The 20865-nt window shown below is 51.8% G+C and carries 19 protein-coding genes and 1 pseudogene; 18 read left to right on the top strand and 2 right to left on the bottom strand.

Annotated elements, in window-relative coordinates; all coding sequences use genetic code 11:
- Positions 1 to 9 precede the first annotated feature (9 nt).
- The gene (uraA, locus tag CBW46_RS04745; protein WP_243633172.1) at positions 10 to 1278 is read right to left on the bottom strand and encodes a uracil permease; all 1269 of its coding nucleotides are present in this window, start codon (positions 1276 to 1278) and stop codon (positions 10 to 12) included.
- Between the two features lie 198 nt (positions 1279 to 1476).
- On the opposite strand from uraA, the gene CBW46_RS04740 reads away from it, so the two are divergent.
- The 10 genes from CBW46_RS04740 to CBW46_RS04700 all read left to right on the top strand — a co-directional run bounded on the left by CBW46_RS04740 (position 1477) and on the right by CBW46_RS04700 (position 10484).
- Positions 1477 to 2529: a tripartite tricarboxylate transporter substrate binding protein gene (locus CBW46_RS04740; RefSeq protein WP_243633171.1), complete on the top strand. Its 1053-nt coding sequence runs from the start codon at positions 1477 to 1479 to the stop codon at positions 2527 to 2529.
- A gap of 35 nt (positions 2530 to 2564) precedes the next feature.
- Entirely contained in the window at positions 2565 to 3014 is a 450-nt protein-coding gene (locus CBW46_RS04735; protein ID WP_089198868.1) for a tripartite tricarboxylate transporter TctB family protein, read from the top strand.
- An 11-nt stretch (positions 3015 to 3025) separates the two neighbouring features.
- Positions 3026 to 4522: a tripartite tricarboxylate transporter permease gene (locus CBW46_RS04730; RefSeq protein WP_089198867.1), complete on the top strand. Its 1497-nt coding sequence runs from the start codon at positions 3026 to 3028 to the stop codon at positions 4520 to 4522.
- 41 nt (positions 4523 to 4563) lie between these two features.
- Positions 4564 to 5334, top strand: coding sequence for an SDR family NAD(P)-dependent oxidoreductase (locus tag CBW46_RS04725; protein ID WP_089198866.1), 771 nt, complete (start codon positions 4564 to 4566; stop codon positions 5332 to 5334).
- Positions 5335 to 5360: 26 nt separating this feature from the next.
- Positions 5361 to 5840, top strand: a complete 480-nt coding sequence (locus CBW46_RS04720) for a 2,4'-dihydroxyacetophenone dioxygenase family protein (RefSeq protein WP_089198865.1) — start codon at positions 5361 to 5363, stop codon at positions 5838 to 5840.
- 176 nt (positions 5841 to 6016) lie between these two features.
- Positions 6017 to 7618 carry an alkaline phosphatase family protein gene (locus CBW46_RS04715; RefSeq protein WP_089198864.1) on the top strand — a complete coding sequence of 534 codons (1602 nt, stop codon included), beginning with the start codon at positions 6017 to 6019 and terminating at the stop codon, positions 7616 to 7618.
- A gap of 92 nt (positions 7619 to 7710) precedes the next feature.
- A complete protein-coding gene (locus CBW46_RS22010) occupies positions 7711 to 7845 on the top strand; it encodes a hypothetical protein (RefSeq protein WP_279386453.1) in 135 nt (44 codons plus the stop codon).
- Between the two features lie 205 nt (positions 7846 to 8050).
- Positions 8051 to 8734, top strand: a complete 684-nt coding sequence (locus CBW46_RS04710) for a class F sortase (RefSeq protein WP_089198863.1) — start codon at positions 8051 to 8053, stop codon at positions 8732 to 8734.
- Positions 8735 to 8870: 136 nt separating this feature from the next.
- A complete protein-coding gene (locus CBW46_RS04705) occupies positions 8871 to 9095 on the top strand; it encodes a hypothetical protein (protein ID WP_089198862.1) in 225 nt (74 codons plus the stop codon).
- Positions 9096 to 9242: 147 nt separating this feature from the next.
- On the top strand, positions 9243 to 10484 hold the full coding sequence (locus CBW46_RS04700) for an aminotransferase class V-fold PLP-dependent enzyme (protein WP_089198861.1): 1242 nt from the start codon (positions 9243 to 9245) through the stop codon (positions 10482 to 10484).
- A 78-nt stretch (positions 10485 to 10562) separates the two neighbouring features.
- Here the strand turns inward: CBW46_RS04700 and CBW46_RS04695 are convergent, their stop codons facing one another.
- Positions 10563 to 11495: a phosphatase PAP2 family protein gene (locus CBW46_RS04695; protein ID WP_111361059.1), complete on the bottom strand. Its 933-nt coding sequence runs from the start codon at positions 11493 to 11495 to the stop codon at positions 10563 to 10565.
- A gap of 294 nt (positions 11496 to 11789) precedes the next feature.
- Here CBW46_RS04695 and CBW46_RS22255 point away from each other — a divergent pair.
- From CBW46_RS22255 to CBW46_RS04655, 8 genes and pseudogenes are all read left to right on the top strand, one after another.
- Positions 11790 to 12466 (top strand): annotated as a pseudogene (locus tag CBW46_RS22255) (RraA family protein).
- 563 nt (positions 12467 to 13029) lie between these two features.
- The gene (locus tag CBW46_RS04685; protein WP_089198860.1) at positions 13030 to 14598 is read left to right on the top strand and encodes a polysaccharide lyase 6 family protein; all 1569 of its coding nucleotides are present in this window, start codon (positions 13030 to 13032) and stop codon (positions 14596 to 14598) included.
- A 262-nt stretch (positions 14599 to 14860) separates the two neighbouring features.
- Positions 14861 to 15412, top strand: a complete 552-nt coding sequence (locus CBW46_RS04680) for a DJ-1/PfpI family protein (protein ID WP_089198859.1) — start codon at positions 14861 to 14863, stop codon at positions 15410 to 15412.
- 263 nt (positions 15413 to 15675) lie between these two features.
- Entirely contained in the window at positions 15676 to 16218 is a 543-nt protein-coding gene (locus tag CBW46_RS04675) for a cyclase family protein (RefSeq protein ID WP_089198858.1), read from the top strand.
- Positions 16219 to 16345: 127 nt separating this feature from the next.
- Positions 16346 to 16936 carry a TVP38/TMEM64 family protein gene (locus CBW46_RS04670; RefSeq protein ID WP_089198857.1) on the top strand — a complete coding sequence of 197 codons (591 nt, stop codon included), beginning with the start codon at positions 16346 to 16348 and terminating at the stop codon, positions 16934 to 16936.
- Between the two features lie 313 nt (positions 16937 to 17249).
- Complete coding sequence (locus tag CBW46_RS04665) at positions 17250 to 17633, top strand: hypothetical protein (RefSeq protein WP_089198856.1); 384 nt, start codon at positions 17250 to 17252, stop codon at positions 17631 to 17633.
- 13 nt (positions 17634 to 17646) lie between these two features.
- A complete protein-coding gene (locus CBW46_RS04660; RefSeq protein WP_089198855.1) occupies positions 17647 to 18351 on the top strand; it encodes an SIR2 family protein in 705 nt (234 codons plus the stop codon).
- On the top strand, positions 18335 to 20071 hold the full coding sequence (locus tag CBW46_RS04655) for an ATP-binding protein (protein ID WP_424446070.1): 1737 nt from the start codon (positions 18335 to 18337) through the stop codon (positions 20069 to 20071). Before CBW46_RS04660 ends, CBW46_RS04655 begins: the two co-directional genes overlap by 17 nt.
- The last annotated feature ends 794 nt before the right edge of the window (positions 20072 to 20865 follow it).

The raw sequence follows: 20865 nt of genomic DNA, 5'->3' as shown, positions 1-20865 counted from the left end.
TGACACGATCTATTCGTTCGACAATTTCAACATCTCCAACAGCTTGAAGAACACACTGAGCACGATCGTAACGACAGTAGCGAGTGCCATTCCTGTGAGCTCAAGATATCCAAACTTGAATGTAGCGCCGCTAAGGCCGATAACGAGCACTACGGTGGTTAAAATCAGATTGACCGGCTTGTTGTAGTCAACTTTGGATTCCACCAGCATCCGGATGCCTGAGACGGCAATGACGCCGAAAAGCAGCAGTGAGACGCCTCCCATTACGGGTGTTGGTATGGTTTGAATCAGCGCTGATATTTTGCCGATAAAAGATAGTACGACGGCAAGCACCGCGGCTCCTCCGATCACCCATACGGAGTATACACGGCTGATCGCCATCACTCCGATGTTTTCGCCATATGTAGTGTTCGGTGTGGAGCCCACTACAGCAGACAGGGTGGTGGACACGCCGTTGCCCAGCAGAGATCTACTGAGGCCGGGATCTTTGGACAAATCCTTCCCCACCATATTCCCTGTCACGATCAAATGGCCGATGTGCTCGGCGATGACGACCAAGGCGGCGGGTGCGATCATTAAAATACTCGGTATATGGAAGCTTGGGGCGTAGAAGGTGGGCCGCCTAAACCATTCCGCCGCCTCCAGCGCTTCTCCGACATGCACCAGCCCCATCCAAGCCGCGAGCACATAGCCTGCCACGATCGCTACCAAAATTGGAATGACCTTGAGCAGCCCGCGAAACACGACGGTACCGATCACCCCAACCAAAAAAGTGAAGATGGACACCGTGACGGTCGCCGGATCGGGAGACCAGTCTGGTGCCGCATCGCTCGGGGCCACGAACCCGGCCATTTCTGCGGCAGTCGGCACCAGCTCGAGTCCAATCACCGCAACTATGGCGCCCATAGCGGCCGGCGGAAACACAACGTCAATCCATCGTGTTCCAGCTACCCGAATCAGAAGAGCAACGATGATGAAGATGAATCCGACCACAATAAAACCGCCCAATGCCGTGCTGTAACCGTATGAAGCCAGCACAGCGAGCACCGGGGACAGAAAAGCGAAGCTGGAGCCTAAGAAAGCGGGTATTTTTCCTTTGGTGATATAAATGTAGAGCAGAGTGCCAAGCCCATTCATTAACAGGATTGTTGCCGGATCGACCTCAAACAAAATCGGTACGAGCACGGTTGCTCCAAACATGGCGAATAAGTGCTGCAAACTGAGCGGAATGCTCTCCCCGATGGAGGGGCGTTCATCTACTTGAATGGTGCGAGACACGGTGAGACCTCCCTTGATTAACTTCCCGTACGATATCTTACCATAATTCAGATGTAAGCCAAGCAAAAATCTGCAGTATGCGATCCTTTCCGACATTTTGTGCGGAGCGCCCGACAAATAAAGCGTTTTCATAATCAAGTCTTTTATACTATAATAGATTTTGTGTGATCAGACATTTCATAGAGGGAGAGACTAGAGATGAACAATGCGGCATGGAAGAAACTTATCGGCTCCGGCGCGGTGCTTGGCATGCTGGCACTGACCGCGTGTGGGGCGGGCGGCGGCAGCACGGCCACGGGTGGGGCTGACGCGCCCCAAGGCCAGAAGCAGGAGCCGGCGGCAGCGCAGGGCAAGCCGGATTTTCCAAAAAGACCCGTCACTTTTATCGTTCCCTACGCAGCTGGGGGCGGAACGGACGCTACCGCCCGTGCGTTGGCTAAAGCTGCCGAGCAGAAGCTGGGCCAATCCATTGCGGTGGTGAATAAGACAGGAGGAGGCGGCGCTGTCGGATTCAGTGAGGGAGCGAATGCGAAGCCGGACGGGTATACGGTGACAATGGTGACGGTGGAGTTGGCCACACTGCACCATCTAGGCCTCGCACCAATCACATATAAGGAATTCAAACCGATAGCGCAGATCAACTTTGACCCGTCGGCAATCTCCGTGAAAGCGGATTCAAGATGGAGCACGGCGCAGGAATTTTTAGACTACGCCAAAGCGAACCCTGGTCAAGTAAAGATGGGCAACTCCGGTCCCGGCTCTATATGGCATTTGTCTGCCGCGGCAATTGAGAAGGCAGCCGGCGTCAAGTTCAACCACGTACCCTTTGACGGTGCAGGACCTGCGGTAACGGCTTTGATGGGGGGCCATATCGACGCTGTTCCGGTGAGTCCCGCTGAAGTGAAGACGCATGTGGAAGGCGGCAAATTGAAAACCTTAGCAATTGTCGACGCGAAGCAGTCTGAGGCGCTTCCCGGCGTCAAGACGCTGGAAGAGGAAACCGGCCTCAAACCGAGCTACTTAGGGCCATGGAGGGGCGTTGCCGCCCCGAAGAACACTCCGGACGACGTCGCCAAGGTGCTGGAGGAAGCGTTCATGCAAGCCGCGGAGGACCCTGAGTTCAAGGATTATATGAAGAAGAACGGTCTGGGCCTGGTCGTCAAAGACAGCCAAGGATTCGGCAAGCTGTTGGAGGACAGCGACATGTCCTTCGGCGAGCTCATCCCAACGCTTGGCATTGCGAAAAAATAGCCGGCAGCGGATAACCGCGTAAAGGAAGTGATTTCTTGAAAAATGCAGGGCTCTGGTTTGGTGTATTCGTGCTCGTACTGGGCTGTGTGTTCATGTGGCAGTCCTTATCGCTTGATTACAGCAGCTCCATCGGGCCGGGACCGGGCTTGTTCCCGCTATGGTTGAGCGGCATACTGATTGGCTTGTCGCTGCTCTACATCATCGATTCCATCAGAAAAAATGTCATTCACATCACCAGCATTATGCCTAGGGGCAAAGGGCTGGGAAATGTGGTGACGATCCTGCTCTCCATCGTCATCTTCATGATTGTGGTCTCGTTCGCCGGCTTTGTAATTGCGGGAACCATTCTCATTTTCATGCTTCTGGTGCGTGAGTACAAATGGTACAGGGCGCTGGGGCTCTCTGTCGTCATAGCTCTTTTAACGTTTTTCGTGTTCCAAACCTTGCTGGATGTACCGCTGCCTGTCAATGAACTTGGTTTTTAGGGGGACGTAGAATGGAGCAATGGTTATCAGGATTTGCCACTGCGCTGACGTTGTGGAATTTGCTGTATTGCTTGATCGGCGTCACCATCGGCATGCTGGTCGGGGTGCTGCCTGGGCTGGGTCCTACCACCGGCACCGCAGTACTGCTTCCGATAACTTTCGGCATGGAGCCCGTGTCGGCCATTATCATGCTGTCAGGCATATACTACGGCGCCATGTACGGGGGAACGATCACTTCGGTGTTAATCAATACGCCTGGTGAGGCCGCGTCGGTGATAACCTGCTTGGATGGACATCCTTTGGCAAAGCAGGGACGCGCTGGAACTGCTCTTGGCGTGGCCGGCATCGGATCTTTTATCGGCGGCACTGTATCCTTGTTAGGCTTGGCTTTTGTCGGTCCGCCGTTAGCCAGCTTTGCATTGAAGTTTGGGCCCCCGGAATTTTTTGCTTTAATGGTGTTGGGTTTGACGATGGTCATCGGGCTGATGGGCAAATCATTGATGCGCGGTATGATCTCAGCGGTCATCGGCCTGAACCTGGCGCTCATCGGTATGGATCCGGTGTCCGGAGCCTTGAGGTTCACATTCGATGAGCCCCACCTGATGAGCGGGATCGATTTCGTCACTGTTGCTATGGGCTTATTCGGCTTGTCCGAAATACTAATCACGGCGGAACAAAGCTACAAATCGGAAACAGTTCCGGCGGTGAAGGGCGTTTTACCCAATCGCGAAGAGTTAAAGCCAACGTTTAAGGCTATCGGCCGAGGCAGCATCTTAGGCTTTTTTATCGGCTTGATTCCGGGGGCCAATTCGGTCATCCCGGCAATTCTTTCCTATTCGCTGGAGAAAAAGCTGTCAAAAGATCCATCCCGGTTCGGCAAGGGAGCAATCGAAGGCGTTGCCGGGCCTGAAACGGCAAATAACTCATACTGCGGCGGCGCGCTCATTCCATTGTTCACGTTAGGCATTCCAAGCTCGCCAACCATTGCGATACTTCTCGGGGCATTCATCATGCACGGGCTGACGCCCGGACCGACGCTTTTTCAGAACAATCCGGATTTTGTATGGGCCATCATAGCGAGCATGTTTATTGGGAACGCACTGCTATTGATCATGAATCTGCCGATGGCCGGCCTTTGGGCGAAGGTAGCGACGGTGCCGTTCAAGCTGTTATTTCCAATCATCTTAATTATTTCGGTAGTAGGCGCATACACAGTTAGTAACAGTCTGTGGGATGTCGGAGTGATGGTCGTATTCGGAATATTGGGCTATGTCATGAAGAAGATCGACATACCGATGGCCCCGATAGTGTTGACTTTTGTGTTGGGGAAAATGATGGAAAGCTCATTGCTCCAATCTTTGACGATGTTTCAGGGCAGCTTTTTCGCCATATTTGAGCGCCCAATCGCAGGCACCCTGTTGGCACTGTCCCTTGTGATCATCGTGGTCAGCTTTATCGCAGGTCTGCTGAAAAAGAAGGGAATACTTGCGGCCGATGTCGAAATGTAGGCCAGCTGAACAACCAAAAATCAAGAGTGGGAGATGCGGGGATGACTTTTAGACAGGTGGCAGTTGTGACCGGCGGATCTTCAGGTCTAGGTCTTGCGGTGGTGCAGCGCTTTGCCGCGAAAGGTATGACCGTTGCCGTGGTGGATATTTCTGAGGAGCAAGGCAAGCTGCAAAGTGATGCATTGAACGCGGCTGGTTACGACGTACGCTTTTTTCAAGCGGATGTGTCCAATCAGGAGAACGCCAGGCAGGTGACTGCGGAAATTTCGGATAGCTTGGGCGTGATCAACAAGTTGGTCAACGCAGCCGGAATTATCAGACGTACTCCCAATGTGCAGGTGGCCGACACTGAGTTTGAGGCTGTGTTAAATGTCAATTTACACGGAACCGTTTACATGTGCCAAGCGGTGCAGCCGACCATGGCTGCGAGCGGCGGGGGAGCTATTGTGAATTTTGCGTCTATGCTCGCGCATTACGGCAGTAAAAACTTGTTGTCGTATGCAGCGTCAAAAGGCGGGGTAGTGCAAATCACCAAATGCTTGGCTGTTGATTGGGCCGAGCATCAGATTCGCGTGAACGCCGTAAGCCCCGGTTATATCGAAACACCGCTGTCGTCCGGTGCGACAAGGGATCCAGCGTTCAAGGAAAGGATTCTGTCGAGAACACCGCAGCGCCGCTTCGGCCGGCCGGACGAGGTCGCAGCGGTGATAGACTTCTTAGCATCAGATGATGCGAGCTTTATTACAGGCGTTGTGCTGCCGGTGGACGGTGGACTTCTGGCAGGCGATCCTTCGTTGTTTCCACCTGCGTAACCAAACACAAATAGGAGGCGATTACAATGACAAACGCATTAAATGAATTTACGAAAATGGTTGGACTGCCGGATCAGGCGATCGATATCGACGATATTCCTTGGGTGCCTCAATCGGATCGCGTGTGGTTCAAACCGGTGCGCTTTGACCTGGCGTCCGGACAATGGATCAATCTGCTCAAGGTAAAGCCCGGAGGCAAAGTCAACCGCCACCGCCATACTGGCGGGCAGGTAATGGCTTTTACGATACAAGGGCAGTGGCACTATCTGGAGAGAGACTGGGTTGCCAAGCCCGGCACGTTCGTCTATGAGCCGCCCGGCGACATTCATACGCTGGTGGTGGATGGCGAAGAGGAAATGATCACACTCTTTATTCTAGAAGGCACAGTTCAATACTTGGATGATCAAGATCATGTCTTTTATCAGGATGATGTATTTACCAAACTGAAGCTGTACCAGGAGTACTGCGAAGAGCACAATATTCCGATGAGAGATCTGAAGTATTAGAAGCAGCATTATTCGCTATCCCAGCTTTCGGAGTCGGCAGATCCTTCATCCCGGACACCTCATTCATTGAGGTGTTCTTTTTTCGGCGCCCTGGCCTGGTGGGATAACATTATGTGCGGGTTGGAAACATAAGGTTACGCACAGCATTCACCTAGCAGGGAAGGGTAAAGACAAAAATGGATTTTATCATTGGTTTAGTCTGGGCGATCGTGGCCCTGGTCCTGGTTCTGGTCGGACTTATTGTCTTCCGCCGCCGGCGCAGACCTCCCGGGAGAGATCTCGCTCGAGTGAAGTCGTCCTCGGGCAGTACCAAGAAGGTCATACTCATTGTTGTCGATTCCTTGCTCGCCAATTCATTGCAGGATGGGATCAGACAAAACCGGCTGCCCACTTTTAAATATTTGATTGATCATGGACAGTATTACACCGGCTTCGTCAGTTCTTTTCCCACCATGTCGGTCACCATTGACAGCACCTTGCTGACAGGGACGCATCCCGACCGCCACCACGTGCCCGGGCTAATTTGGTATTGTGCAGAAAAACAACAGTTGATTAACTATGGGACTGGTCCGATGGAGATATTGCATCAGGGACTAAATACCGTGCTATTAAGCTCGCTCGTGGACCTCAATCAACGGCAGTTGAGTAAAAATACACCGACCATATACGAGGACCTCTCTCAGATGGGCCTCACGTCTGGCTCGATCAACGGCATGATCTACCGTGGGGCAGCGGAGCATAAAATGTACTTTCCCGCTTGGTTGAGCGGATTTACCGCATTGCCCGAGAAACTAACAGTCAAGGCTCCGGATTTTTTTGCGTTCGGCTCATTTTCGAACCCGTTGAGAGGCATTGTCGACTTGGCCGACGGTTTTACCGTCCGGCTCGGGCTGAACAGCAAATTCTCTGCGGCGACGGCAGAGTATCTGATTAGGCACAATAAGCTGCCGGATTTCTTGTATATTTATTTGCCTGATATCGACAAGCCGCTGCACAACAATGGCCCTTCTGATCTGACATACGTAGAACAGGCTGACGGGCAGCTACATAACCTGCTCCAGGCGTTCGGCTCGCCGGAACAAGCCAAGCAGCAGGCGATTTTTGTCGTAATGGGCGACAGTGGCGTGGCTGCCATCGTATCGGGCCCCGAGCGGGCGATGATCGACTTATCCGCGCAGTTAAGCGGCTACAAGGTGCTGCGCACAGGAGAAAAGGTGAGTGACGACACCGAGCTGGTTTTGGCTGTCAATGAGACCATGGCTTATGTTTACAAGCTTAAGGCACGCCAATCGTTCCGTGAAGTCGCAGACGTGATTCGGCAGGACGATCGAATCGATCTGATCGCATGGCAGGAGAAGGGCTGGATTCATGTCCTCACAGCCGCTCCACAGCTGGAGATGAAGTATCAGCGCGGCGGCAGCCTGACTGATCGGTACGGTCAAGCCTGGACAATCGAAGGGGATCCCGCTGCGCTTGACATCACGGTGATGGGCGACCAGCTCGAATACGGTAATTATCCGGACGGACTGGAGCGGCTGCGAGCTGCTCTGTATTCTCACGCAGGGGATCCGATGGTGGTCACAGCGAAGCCGGGACACGAGCTAACGGACAGATACTCGCCCAAGCACTACGGGGGAGGCGCCCACGGTTCCTTACATAGAGCGGAAACCGACCTTCCGCTGATTGTTTACGGCACGGAGCGGAAGCCGAACACGAATCGTATGGTCGACCTAAAATCCTACCTGCTAAGCCTTATCACGGAGCAGAAGACTTCTTAGCTTGGCCAGCCATGCCTCCGCGGCGTGTTTAATTATCTTGCCAACGGGTAATTTTCTAAGGAAGCCATCTTGAATACCAGGAGGTAACTGCTATGAACAAAAAGCTAATGACTGCGTTAGGAATGGGAGCCGCTTATCTGTTAAAGAACAAAGAGTCACGCCAAAAAATAATGAACTTTATTCAATCTGCTGTAGGCTCAGCTAAACGGACAAACATGAAACCGTAATAATTCAGTGTATCAGCTGGCACCGACTCCCGGTGCCGGCTTTTTTCATGCGCGTGGGCTCGCTGAGTGTATATGGGAAGGGTCCAGCCGCTGGCTAAGCTGGAAAGCAATTGCCGCTGCTGAGAGCTCATAGCCGGCGTCACAACAGGTCAACCTATCTAGTATTAATTTCTGCGGCTGAGGAGAGTCTTTCGGTGATGGACCAATGAAAACGCTGGGAAGAGGCAAATATGTCGTTGGCTTGATCATTTTTATACTCCTGTTAGCGGTTGGACTTGACCAGACAGGCACCGCTATGGATGCCGAACAGGTGGGCACTGCTTTACGCAGCGTGCGGCAGGCCGAGTCCAGCGCGCCCAATGCCGGCCGGTTCGTGGTGCCTGATCCGCCCATACCGGATACCCCGCCGGACGGCCCCAGTATACTGCCCGACCGGCTGCGCATCCCGGCGATCAAATTGAACGCCCCAGTTGAGCCAGTGGGTGTGCTAGCGAATGGCAGCATGGGTGTGCCGGCAGACGATAGGAAGGCGGGCATACTTTCGCCGTGGACGAGGCCCGGTCAGAAGGGCAACGCCGTTATTTCCGGCCATCTGGATAACCGAACAGGTCCGGCGGTGTTCTTTTATTTAAAGCGGTTGTCGCCTGGCGACAGGGTTTTCGTCTCCGATGTGCGCGGCCGGGAGTTTACCTTCGTGGTCAAATCGGTAGAGGCTTTTAAAACGGCGGAGTCTCCGTTAGAGCGAATTTTTGGTCCGGCAGATACACCGAACCTGAATATGATTACGTGCACCGGCCGATACAACAGAAAGACCGGTGACCACGAACAACGGCTCGTTGTGTTCACTGAGCTGCTGGCACGCGACACGATGGCGCCGCGATCACGCTAGCATGGTCAGGTGTGTCAATTTGTGCGATTTTTTTGATAGCAATCGATGTAATAATTTGCTTCAAAAAGGACAATATAACAATGGCTTCACGAAAGATGTTTCACAGCGCGTAACCAGAGAAGGAGGTGAAACTCACATGAAAAAGATTCTCGCTTTAGCAATCGCAACATGCGTGGCATTCTCCGTAGTGCCAATGGCGTTCGCTGACCAACAACCTCCTCAAGGTGGTGGCGGCGGTGGCGGTCAAAACGGCGGTGGTGGCGGCGGTGGCGGTCAAAACGGCGGTGGCGGTGGCCAAGCCGGCGGCGGTGGCGGCCAGCCAGGCATGCCTCAGACAGGAATGGGTGGAACAAGCAAGTAATGTTTACGCAAGTGCAGGAAATTCCTCGTGGATTTCCTGTTTTTTATTGGGACGATGGCATATCGGGGAGAGGCATAAAGGCCGCGTCAATTGGGCATCCATAAATGGAACGGAACTGGCACATACATTTCGATATAGGGGAGAAAAATGATGACTGGTTTAGAAATAAAAGAAGCTGCGGCGCACACGGACTGGGAAAGCGTGAAATCCCTGTTTAACCTGACTCCCGACTACATCCATTTGGGTGCAGCGCAATTTATCGCTTCCCATCCTAAACCTGTACGCGAAGCCATCGAACGTTATCGCAGGGCATTGGACGCAGATCCGGTGTATTTCGTTCTGGATCACGAGAATCAATACTCCCAGTCGGTTCGTATTGCGGCTGCACGCTACTTAGAGATGGAACACCCGGATCACATTGCGTTGACGGACAGTACGACGATGGGTCTCGGGTTGGTATATACCGGGTTGATGATGAAGCCGGGCCAGGAAATCTTAACTACCGAACATGACCATTACTCCCATCAGGAGGCGATCCGCTTAGCGTGCGAGCGGGCAGGCAGCCAGCACCGGCAAATCTCTCTGTTTAAGGATTTGAAAACTGCGACGGAAGATGAGATGGTGGACGCGCTCATCCGAGAAGTGAGGCCTACCACCAGAGCGGTGGGGCTGACCTGGGTGCATTCCAGTACGGGTCTCAAGCTGCCAATTAAAAAGTTCGCTGACGCGCTCGCCCGCCTGAACAACGAACGCGAGCATATCGACAAAGTGTTACTCGTCATTGACGGCGTTCACGGATTCGGCATCGAAACGGAATCTTTCGCCGAAATGGGCTGCGATTTCTTTATTGCCGGCTGCCACAAATGGCTGTACGGGCCGAGAGGCACCGGAATCATAGCAGGAACGGCTGAAGCATGGAAGCATGTCATACCCGTCATTCCTACATTTACGTACGTTATGGACGCCGTGACCTTCGGAATGCCGCGGCCAAAAGAGTTTGACGGCAGACAAATGACACCGGGAGGCTTTCATTCGCTGGAGCACCGCTGGGCGTTAAAGGATGCGTTTGATTTTATACACTCGCTTGGGAAACAGCGGATAAAGGACAGGGTGTATGAGCTTACCCGTCAAGTTAAAGAAGGATTGGCTGAATTGCCACACGTGAAGATCCACACCCCGATGGACGCGACCTTGTCGGCAGGGATCGTGGCATTCGAAGTGGACGGATATACGACGGAGCAAGTGGTGAGCCGCTTGAAGCGGAAAAACATCATATCTACGTCATCACCCTACCTGAAAAGCTATGCACGGTTTACACCGGGGCTGTACATTTCACCCGATGATGTGAAGCGTGGGTTGGAGGCAGTGGCTTCACTTGGAAAAGGGTGAACATAGCACAAGGCAACCGCACATACACATCGCGCAGTTGCCTTTTTTTCGTCGGCACACATTCATGCCATAGGTGTCTTACACTTTGCCTGGGTCAGGCCTGCTCAGCGGTTTTTGTCCTTGTCCTGTCAGCAATGCATACAGGCGCAGTCCCAACCACTCCCAAGCTGATGTCACCTTTGTAAACGGCCTGCTGTCCACGATCACATCCGCAAGCTTCACGCAGACGTACGCAAACGCCACACCGGCGACCACATCGATAACCCAATGGATCTTCAAATACAGCGTGCTGAAAATAATGGCTGTGCAAAACACGGTCATCAGCCCCCGATACAACCGGCTGTTTTCCCGCTGAACGAGCAACAATGCCGCAAAGGCGATGGACGTATGCATGCTCGGGAAGCAGTTTACGCTATTTATCCCCTGCTCCACGGCATCCCAGCCCCTCTCAAGCATATCCGGTGTTCCCTGCACATACCAAACCTCCTGAAGCAGAACGGTGTTATAGAACGGTAGAATGAGCGGTACCTGCAGCAGGTAGCCTGCCAGAGAGTAACGGGCGAACCTTTTCACATCTTTCGTGAAAAAGGCGCGTATCACACACACCCAGTACGACAGAGTGAATCCAAACATATATACTGCCTTCAATACAGCGGTCAGCCACAGAGGCTGCCATTGACGGGCGAAGACCGCATCATTGCCAGGTATCGCATTAAAAGGCTCATTCCAATGAAACCAATGGCGGATCGACTCCGTTTGCCAGGCAACCACATGCTCCCAGAAGCCTCCTGCGTTTGCATAGATCAAATAGAACATAGACAGGGATAGACAGCCGGCAGGCATGAAAATCGGCCACGGTGTATCTTTGGCGTCATGGCGAACCCCGATTAACGACAGGAGCAGGATCGCGAAGCACGCGGCCCCCCAATGTTCAACACGGGTAACTTTATACAAAATTACAGCGGTCACAAGGGCCCAAGAGCCGGAATAAGCGAGTTCACGGGGTGACATAGATCCAGTCCTCCTGGCGAATTTTGTGTGTTCCTAGTTTGGCAGAATAAGCCGGATTTATTCCCGGCGGCTTCCAATCGGTACTGCAGCAAGCCAGTTGAAGCCAACAGAATGCCAGATGACCCTGCAATCCGCCGCGTGGGGGTCGCTATTTAATTGGCACACGAACAAGGCTTTTTACAATGATCTAAAAGTACTGTCCACGCAATATAAATATTAGCAGGTGGTGCTGACATGCTCGCAGCGCTGTAAGGCTTCACATTTTCATAATAAATATGGGAGGAACAATCGGATATGAATAACATTGGTTTTCGCATTTTCCCGAAAGTAAGAAAGGTGCCTGACCCGGTGCTGGCACAATATCATGAGTTTGTCACGGCACATCTGTCGGACAATATGAACCGCTTGAATGCAGTGCACGCTGCCATTCGTCCGATCCATACGAGCGGCAAATTAGTTGGCTCAGCGTTCACTGTCAAAACGAGACCAGGAGATAATTTAATGGTACATAAGGCGATCGATATGGCGGGCCCCGGGGATGTGATCGTGGTAGATGCGGGCGGTGACCAGACGAATTCCATGATGGGGGAGATTATGGTCAACATCGCTAAAAAGCGGGGAGTGGAGGGCTTCATTATCGATGGAGCCATACGCGACTTTGAGCAAATACGCGACCTCACTATCCGCTGTATGCCAGAGGCGTAACACATCGCGGTCCTTACAAAGATGGCCCCGGCGAAATCAACGTGACGGTTCAAGTGGGGGGAGCGATCATTCGCCCGGGAGATATCATTTTGGCAGACATGGACGGCGTTGTTGTTGTACCTTTCGAATACGCAGAAGCGCTCATCGATAAGGTCCGGAAGACAATGGCGATGGAAGCGGACGTTATGGAGTCCATTGACAATGGGACAGTGGATCGCAGTTGGGTGGACGAAGTGCTTCGTAAAAAAGGCTGCGAATGGATGTGATCGTAGAATCCGGCCTCGATTGAGCGGTCAGTGTGGCGGGAAAGTGCTGACTGGAATAGCGCAGAACACTCAAAACGGGGGTATCCTCTTCCGGCCGTATCTCTCCTCCAGAGGATACTCACCACCGTATCTGTTCGCTATTCCATTGATGAAAGCAGTTCTGTACTCGAGCTCCGGCGTCGTTGAGGCCGGTTTTTTTGTGTGGCAGCGGAAGGAAAAAGGATCGCACCACCGAATAATTTTACATATATGGTAAAAATAGTTAAACAACTGCACATCGCCATAAAATTGCATATCATGTTGTCTTAACTTTTGCACACTGGCAAACGCTTACATATTTCTCCCGGTATCCTCTCTGTAATATGTTGTGGACAAGTTGGTTTTCCCGCTCGGTTGTGCCCCATGTGATTTGCCAGGCTCGGAAAGGGGGTGGTTAGCGTTTACTAACAAACGGCTAAAGGCAGCTAGAGAGTTCACGTGGCATGGAGCAATGGCGGAATGGTTTCGTGGTTTTTGTGGATTGCGGGAAAAAAGTCGAAGAACAATGAGGAGGAGTACGTTAAATGATCCGGAAAAAAATGTTGGGTCTTACACTTTGTATGAGTCTCACAGCATCACTGATGCCGACGGTAGTAATGGCCGCGGAGAAAGCAGAGGCGGATGCTGCTGCAGCGAGTGTCACTGGAAATGTATATTGGGACAACTCTAATGGTACCGGCCTCTATGGCGATCTGCCGTATGTCGGCAGCTTCGCTATCGTATACGTGTCCAACTCGGAGCAATTAACCGCGGCGATAGCTAAAGTCTCCGCAGGCACTCTCATCATCCTGGCCGACGGCAGTTATACCAATTCGGGGCCGTTCGTGGTTCAGAGCAAAAATGGCACAAAAGAGAAGCCCATCCTGATCCGGGCACTTCACCGCGGCAAGGCGGAGATCACCGGCGGCGCCTACTTTGAAGTAAAAGGCTCCTCCCATATCATCCTGGACGGCCTCAAGTTTACCAATACAGACAACACCTCCGTTGTGTTGGATGCCTCCAACAATGTTCGGGTAACCCGCAGCACCTTTGCGTTAAAAGAAAACGGCAAAACGTTGAAGTGGCTGCAGATCAAGGGCCAGAACAGTCATCACAACAGGATCGATCATAATGAGTTCGGTCCCCGGCGCGATCTGGGACAAATGATTTCGATTGAGGGCCACGGCTCCCAGGTGTCGCAATATGACACGATCGAATACAATTATTTCCATGATTCCGCTCATCAAACGGCTAACGGCGGTGAAACGATCCGTGTCGGCCTGTCCGGGCTGTCCATGTCCGACGGCTTCATTACGGTGCAGCATAACCTCTTCGTCAACTGCAACGCAGACCCCGAGGTTATTTCAGTAAAAAGCGGGCACAACACGATCCGATATAATACCTTCATCAATAATGCGGGCCAAGTGACAGCACGGCACGGCCATAATAATAGCTACTACGGCAATTTCTTCATCGGCGACGGCGTTAAGCCCGGCGTAGGCGGATTCCGTCTGTACGGCAACGACCAGAAGGTGTATAACAACTATCTGGCCAACCTGACTGCAGATGCGATCAGCATCGACGGAGGGGATTTTGACGCAGGTCCGGAGGGCAAAGAGTATACGAATGCCAACTTGACGGCACATTGGAGGATTTACCGCGCCCAGGTGACAAATAACACCGTAGTCAACAGTACGACGGGCATTGTTCTCGGCAGAAGCTACAAATTCGCGCCGGTAGATAGCGTTGTGGCTAACAACATCGTCAAGAATTCCTCAGGTACCCTCTACAATGAGGTGAAACAGGTGAATACAGCCTTCGAGGGCAACATTGGTTATGGCTCAACGGTCGGTAACGTGCCGCGGACGGAAGCTGAAATCCGCAATGTTGATCCTCTGTTGGTAGAAGTGAACGGCCTGCACAAGATCTCTGCTAACAGTCCGGCAATAGATGCTGCCGTTGGTTCTTACCCATACGTGACAGAAGATATGGATGGGCAAAAGCGCTCAGCCAACGATGTCGGCGCGGATGAATACTCGAAGCGGCTGGTTTGGCGCGCACCGCTGACTCCGGCACACGTAGGCCCGAATTCGATCCACATTCCCATCGACTGATGTGCCCAAATGTTCGCTTGCACTGCTGCGAGTCCGATTATGCCCGCGTCCGGGGCTTGCTTAGCTGCGGCAAACGCACGCACTGCCCCGAATCCACCCCATTGCTCATAACGGTTCACGGTGGTACAGGAATATCAACCTGTTGTCCTTCGACTACGCCTTTCCTTGGGGGAAACTTGCGGCAAGATTCAGAACTGGTGTATGCTAACAATGATGTTGGGCATATTATCCTTAAATGGTTGGAATGGGAGGCTATGTTTGTATGAGCAAAAAAGTGTTGATTTTGACGGGAGACGCCGTAGAGGCTCTTGAGGTGTTTTATCCTTATTACCGCTGCTTAGAAGAAGGGTTTGATGTCACGATCGCATCCCCGGCGGTGAAGAAGCTTTACACCGTTAGCCACGACTTTATCGAAGGCTTGGAAACATACGTGGAAAGACCGGCCTACAATCTTGATTCCCATGCAGCTTTAGCTGATATTGATCCTGAGCAATTCGATGGGTTAATCATACCGGGAGGTCGGGCACCCGAATACATTCGCATGAATGAAGCTGTGCCGGCGATTCTGCGTCATTTTTTTGAAAAGAACAAACCGGTTGGAGCAATCTGTCATGCGGCACTGATGCTTGAAGTGATTCCAGATGTGATGAAAGGCCGGGAGTATACGGCTTATCCTGCTTGTAAGCCGGATGTGCTGGCGTGCGGCGCCACGTATATCGACCAAAATCTGCACACTCACAAAAACCTTGTTTCCGGCAAGGCATGGCCGGATTTGCCAGGATTCATGCGGGAGTTTATTCGCTTGCTGAAGTAATCTCACATGTGGCTTGGTCGCCACAATGCCTATCTGATCCCCTTGCGGTACACAGTGATTCAGCGTCCATGGTGTTACGGACTGGTCACTGTCGCCCCGAGGGGATTTCTTTGTTTGGCATGCAAAAAAATCACCGTTCCAGCAGGCTGTCTTACATCGTTGGGGCGGCCTGCACGTGCATTGATCGGTGCACGAGGTGAACACTACCATGCCGGTATGTTAATCTTAGTACAATAAGATAGCCGCACCGGGAGGGCAGTTCTATGAAAGTGATCGACCTATCCATGCCGCTATACACAGGTATGCCTGTGTATGATGGTGATCCGCAAGTGACATTTGACATTGTACATACACACGAGACGCATAGCTGGGAGCTCAGACAGTTGAGTTTGGGATCCCATACCGGAACGCATGTGGATGCCTTCTCTCATATGCACAAAGGTCAGGCGACGCTGGATGATATGCCGCTAGAGAGATTTTTTGGTAAGGCGCAAGCGGTCACTCTGCACTGCGATTGGCCGAGCAATACAGGGCTGTTGTTCGTAGGGGATGTTGGACCGGGCTTAGCGGCTGACATCATCAGCCGCAACCCGGGTTTTGTCGGCGGCAATATCCACGAGGATCTGGAGAGAATTTTGCTCGGTCAAGGAATCGTCACCTATACCAACTTGGTCAATTTGGAGCTGCTGCCACTTGGCACGGCTTTTATGTTTTACGGATTGCCTCTGAAAATTCACGCCGGAGATGGATCACCTATACGGGCAATAGCTATACTGCCCGGGCAGCAGGAAGACACCGGAAGTTAAACCGCGATCATACCATCGAAGAATGGAACGGGCGACGATTTTGTGTTATCGTTACCGAATAAGGATGAGTTTCACTCGATAGCGGCCGAGGCCGGAGATTGCAGACCATTAGAAGGGTGAGTCACAGATGAACTTGATAGATCAGCTTTCCGGACTCTCCTGGGAAGATATCGAATATATATTGCATCAGTATGAGGGCCTAGGGCCTTTGCCGGGAATTTTCGGGGCGTTTCTCGAATCGTTCCTCCCCATTTTACCGTTAATTGCAATTATCGTGGCGAATGTCAATGCTTATGGCTTATGGGAAGGCGCAGTTTATTCATGGTTTGGAGTTGTTGGAGGCGCTACGTGCGTATTCCTGCTTGTGCGCAAATTCGGAGGCCGCTTCCGCGGCTTCATTGAGAGCAGATATCCTAAGTCGAACAAATTCATTCACTGGGTAGAGACGCACGGTTTTACTCCCATTTTTATACTGGCATGTTTTCCGTTTACACCATCCGCATTTATCAATATAGTCGCGGGTATATCAAAGCTGCCTACCAGGGTATTTCTGATCGCCACTGCGATGGGGAAAGCGGTCATGATTTTATTGGTGTCGATTGCTGGACATGATCTTGGTAACCTGCTGGAACAGCCTTGGAAAATCGTTACCATCGTTGTGCTGTTGGCTCTTATCTGGCTGATGGGGCGTAAGTTGGAGTCACGGTACACGCGATGACAGCAGACGTACAACACGCACACGTGGACTAGCTGCAACAGAAACCACTGCAAATTCACATTGTTTCTTTTGTTTTATCATACCACTGGTTGAGGAGGAAACGCTTGGACCGGAGGTCCAAGCCGCTGCAGCTGTGGCCGATCTACGTTTGGCTGACCGGATGAGGCGGAACATCAACCAAGCACACCTGAGCGTTTACCAGGCCTGATAATTGTAAACACTGGTTAATACCAAACATGCTAAGGGCGTAGCGCACCTATCTACACCTGGCAGCAATCTATTAGGTGTTATTTGTGGTAAGAGGAGGGAGCCTATGAAACAATATGCGCGCTTTATCGAAGAGACCATTAAATCGAATCCGGTATACATAGTTGGAAGCGGTTCCTCTGCTGGGGCAGGGATTTCGGGCATGGGTGCGTTAGCTGACTATCTCGTAAAAAGTGTGTCTCTCACGCATTTTGCCCCGGCTGAAGCAGATGCATGGCAAGAGATTGTTCACCGCCTGGTCAATGAAAACAAGGGATTAGAACAAGCGCTGCAAGAGTCCGGAGACAGGATAAGCACAATGATCACCAATGAGATTGTGCAGCATACTTGGCGCTGCATCTCTGCAGACGAGTGTGAGCTGCTCATGCGATACGCTGCCGGTGAAGATCCTATTGGATTCGGAAGACTTTTTCACTACTTAGTCAAATAATAAAGTCGTTCATATCATCACAACAAACTATGATCATCTGATAGAATGGTCGGCGGCAGCCCACGGCTGGCAAATATGGGACGGATTCAACACAGGCGCTATCGCCGAGCCATTGAGTTCGACAGAGTTGACTGAACGAATGAGCCGAAGTATCAAAACAGGCAAGCTGCATAGCACTGAAACGATTCAACATCTCAGGATCTACAAGCCGCACGGATCTCTTTCCTGGTTCAGAATGCCGGACGGTGCCATAAAGAAGGTGAGCAGCGTACCAATGCATCAGCTGCATAATTTGAGCCGGGCAGGTATCACCCCTGTGATAGTGACTCCGGGAATGGGCAAGTACCTGGAAACACATTTTGAACCGTATTCAAATATCCTCGCGGAGATGAAACGAGCGATTGACAGGGCGAGCGGTCTCGTGTTCGTGGGATTCGGGTTTAACGATATTCATATACAGGGCAATTTTCTTGCTGCGCTGAGAAATGCTGCTGTGCCGATACTGATCATCACCAGGACACTGAGCCCGGCATTCTTCAATATGGTGGCAGCCGGAGAAATTCGCAACTATGTTGCTATACAAGAATTAGGTAAAAAAAGTCAAGTGTTCAGCGACATCATGAATGTCGATATTGTGGAGGAACCAAACCATTGGACTTTGAAGGGACTGCTGCGGCAGGCATGGGGGGATGACAGTGAGTATGCAGCTTCTGTTTAACATGGCTGACGACTGCTGCGTGGGCGTCGTAAATAGAGTAGACAGCTACCGTGTGCACATCGCGGTGCCTGACGATATGCTGCTGCGCAAAGTTCATGTCAACGGATACGTGCTGCTCCATACTTCTGATCCAAACACCAGGTTAGTTGGGCGGATCGAGCGGGTTGTTTGGCTGGAGCCGGAACAACAGAAATTGGAAGAGGACGCAGAAGAGCAGTACGAATATATCGTAAACAACGATGTCTGCGTGAATGCCCTCGGGACATTGAAAGGCCCCGGCGGAGGACGGGAGAAGACGTCGTTCACCAGAGCGGTAGAACTGCTGCCGGAGATTGGTGCCAAGTGTTTTTTGCTGGCAGGGCCCTATCTCACGGCTTTCACCGGGTTGGTTGCAGAAGAAAGTGTTGGCTTGAGCAATCCGCTATGCCTAGGGTCCTATACTATCGCTCCTGACGCCAAGGCGATCATTGACGGCAACGTCTTTTTTCAACGGCATGCGATGGTCGTTGGATCCACCGGGTCCGGCAAATCATGGACAGCAGCCAAGATCATAGAGCAAGTGGCGGGCCTTGATTCGTCAAACATGCTGATCTTCGATTTGCATGGCGAATACGCACCATTGACTGATCATCCAAATATCGTACGCTACCGTATAGCCGGCCCGAGCGATTTAGAGAGCCCTGGAGATGATGTAATCTTTTTGCCATATTGGTTGCTGGGCTATGAAGACATGCTCGCTCTGGTGCTGGATAGATCAGACGACAATGCCCCTAACCAAGCTATGGCTTTCAGTTGTGCAGTGATTAACGCGAAAAGAAAAGCGCTGCAAGAAGCAGAGATGCTGGAGGAGCTGCGCACCTTCACGATAGATAGTCCTGTCCCCTATGATATGGAGCATGTTGCTGCCGAATTGGATTACTTGAACCGCGAGAAAGTATTGAATCGCAGCACCGGAAAAGAAAATAACGGCCCCTTTAACGGACGGTTTAGCCGCTTTTTGCCGCGGTTATCTGCCAAAAGAAGTGACCGCAGGCATGGATTTTTGTTTCATCTCGGGGGCGAACAGCTCCAAGCTGATTATTTGCATAAGCTGGTAGATCAATTGATGCATTATAATCGTCCACCGCGGGCGGGTGTGAAAATCGTTGATTTTAGCGAAGTTCCGTCCGATATACTTCCGATTATTATCAGTTTGGTAGCGAAATTAGTTTTACAGGTTCAACAATGGTCACACGCCGAAAACAGATACCCTATCTCACTAGTATGTGATGAAGCACATTTGTACCTTCCGAATCGTCACAGCGCCGGCGCGGCTGAATTGCGTGCTTTGGCACACTTTGAACGTATTGCCAAAGAAGGCAGAAAGTACGGCGTGAACCTATTAATAATCAGCCAGCGGCCGTCGGAGCTGAGTACTACGGTGCTGAGCCAATGCAACAACGTAGTGGCGCTGCGGCTGTCAAATCAGTCCGACAAATTGGCGGTGTCCAATTTATTGCCGGAAAATCTCGGCGGTATCCAAGAAATATTGCCCACGCTAGGCGTTGGCGAAGCGGTAATTGTGGGCGATGCCTGTCTATTGCCAAGCAGAATAAAAATCGATGAACCTGAGTACAAACCCAGCTCGGGCTCGGTGCAGTTTTGGGATATTTGGGCAGAGCCAAATGCAAAGCAGGATTTGACTGGTGCGGTGCGCAACATGTGGCGGCAAAGCACGTAGACGCCGGAGCAGTAACGGCATCGTGCAGCCCGACAGCAGCAAATCGCTGGTTTTGCAATCTGAAGTCACCCTTTCACCGAGCCTGCCGTGATGCCCTCTATGAGCGTACCCGCAAACTTTGTCACCGACAGCGTAATCCAACACCTCGCCGCCAACCTCAGTGCTCCGTCCTACCCATTGGTTGCCCAAATTCCATTGCCCATAGCTGCCATGCCCAGAGGGGGTTCCAGTGCGCGGGAGAAAGGCATGCCACTCCTCATCGTAATACTCGTCGATGTGCGGGCTTTCGTTGCGGAAGGCGGCAAGTTCCGAGCCGTGTTTTGATGAAGCAAATTCAACGCGAACTCTGACTTCATCGGGCTCAACTGCACGGCTGTCCGCATCCAGAATAGCCGCTTGGCGCGGCGCTGTGGCTATTAATTGTTTTATCATGGAGAAACCTCCCGCGGCGTTGTTTAAAAGCGCTTACAATTGAATTATATAACGGGACTGGAGGATTGAGATTAGCCAGGATACATCATTTTTTATCACTTTTACAGGTACGCAAAAGTAATTCGGCTATGAGGTGGATGCTGAGGCGTAATTCCGTCAAGCAGGGGAAATGCAATCAAAAACATCCACAGCTAACGGCAGCCATACGCAGGAGGGCTCCACAGACTCGGCCGGGATGGCCTGAGTGTGAAGACCTATTTATACTCTGCCGGACAATGGAATATTAAATATCCCAACCCGGGAAACATTCCGTAGTGTTCACCAACATTTTGTGGAACAGGTGGGATATGATTTTACTCATT

This window comes from Paenibacillus xerothermodurans (genome assembly GCF_002220865.2).
GTDB classification, from domain to species: domain Bacteria; phylum Bacillota; class Bacilli; order Paenibacillales; family NBRC-103111; genus Paenibacillus_S; species Paenibacillus_S xerothermodurans.
This window is presented reverse-complemented; position numbering and strand designations above follow the sequence as displayed.

Bases quoted from the DNA above. Each gene is read 5' to 3' on its own strand.
- CBW46_RS04740 (WP_243633171.1), top strand. From the start codon at position 1,477: ATGAACAATGCGGCATGGAAGAAACTTATCGGCTCCGGCGCGGTGCTT.
- CBW46_RS04730 (WP_089198867.1), top strand. From the start codon at position 3,026: ATGGAGCAATGGTTATCAGGATTTGCCACTGCGCTGACGTTGTGGAAT.
- CBW46_RS04725 (WP_089198866.1), top strand. From the start codon at position 4,564: ATGACTTTTAGACAGGTGGCAGTTGTGACCGGCGGATCTTCAGGTCTA.
- CBW46_RS04720 (WP_089198865.1), top strand. From the start codon at position 5,361: ATGACAAACGCATTAAATGAATTTACGAAAATGGTTGGACTGCCGGAT.
- CBW46_RS04715 (WP_089198864.1), top strand. From the start codon at position 6,017: ATGGATTTTATCATTGGTTTAGTCTGGGCGATCGTGGCCCTGGTCCTG.
- CBW46_RS22010 (WP_279386453.1), top strand. From the start codon at position 7,711: ATGAACAAAAAGCTAATGACTGCGTTAGGAATGGGAGCCGCTTATCTG.
- CBW46_RS04710 (WP_089198863.1), top strand. From the start codon at position 8,051: ATGAAAACGCTGGGAAGAGGCAAATATGTCGTTGGCTTGATCATTTTT.
- CBW46_RS04705 (WP_089198862.1), top strand. From the start codon at position 8,871: ATGAAAAAGATTCTCGCTTTAGCAATCGCAACATGCGTGGCATTCTCC.
- CBW46_RS04700 (WP_089198861.1), top strand. From the start codon at position 9,243: ATGATGACTGGTTTAGAAATAAAAGAAGCTGCGGCGCACACGGACTGG.
- CBW46_RS04695 (WP_111361059.1), bottom strand. From the start codon at position 11,495: ATGTCACCCCGTGAACTCGCTTATTCCGGCTCTTGGGCCCTTGTGACC.
- CBW46_RS04685 (WP_089198860.1), top strand. From the start codon at position 13,030: ATGATCCGGAAAAAAATGTTGGGTCTTACACTTTGTATGAGTCTCACA.
- CBW46_RS04680 (WP_089198859.1), top strand. From the start codon at position 14,861: ATGAGCAAAAAAGTGTTGATTTTGACGGGAGACGCCGTAGAGGCTCTT.
- CBW46_RS04675 (WP_089198858.1), top strand. From the start codon at position 15,676: ATGAAAGTGATCGACCTATCCATGCCGCTATACACAGGTATGCCTGTG.
- CBW46_RS04670 (WP_089198857.1), top strand. From the start codon at position 16,346: ATGAACTTGATAGATCAGCTTTCCGGACTCTCCTGGGAAGATATCGAA.
- CBW46_RS04665 (WP_089198856.1), top strand. From the start codon at position 17,250: ATGAAACAATATGCGCGCTTTATCGAAGAGACCATTAAATCGAATCCG.
- CBW46_RS04655 (WP_424446070.1), top strand. From the start codon at position 18,335: ATGCAGCTTCTGTTTAACATGGCTGACGACTGCTGCGTGGGCGTCGTA.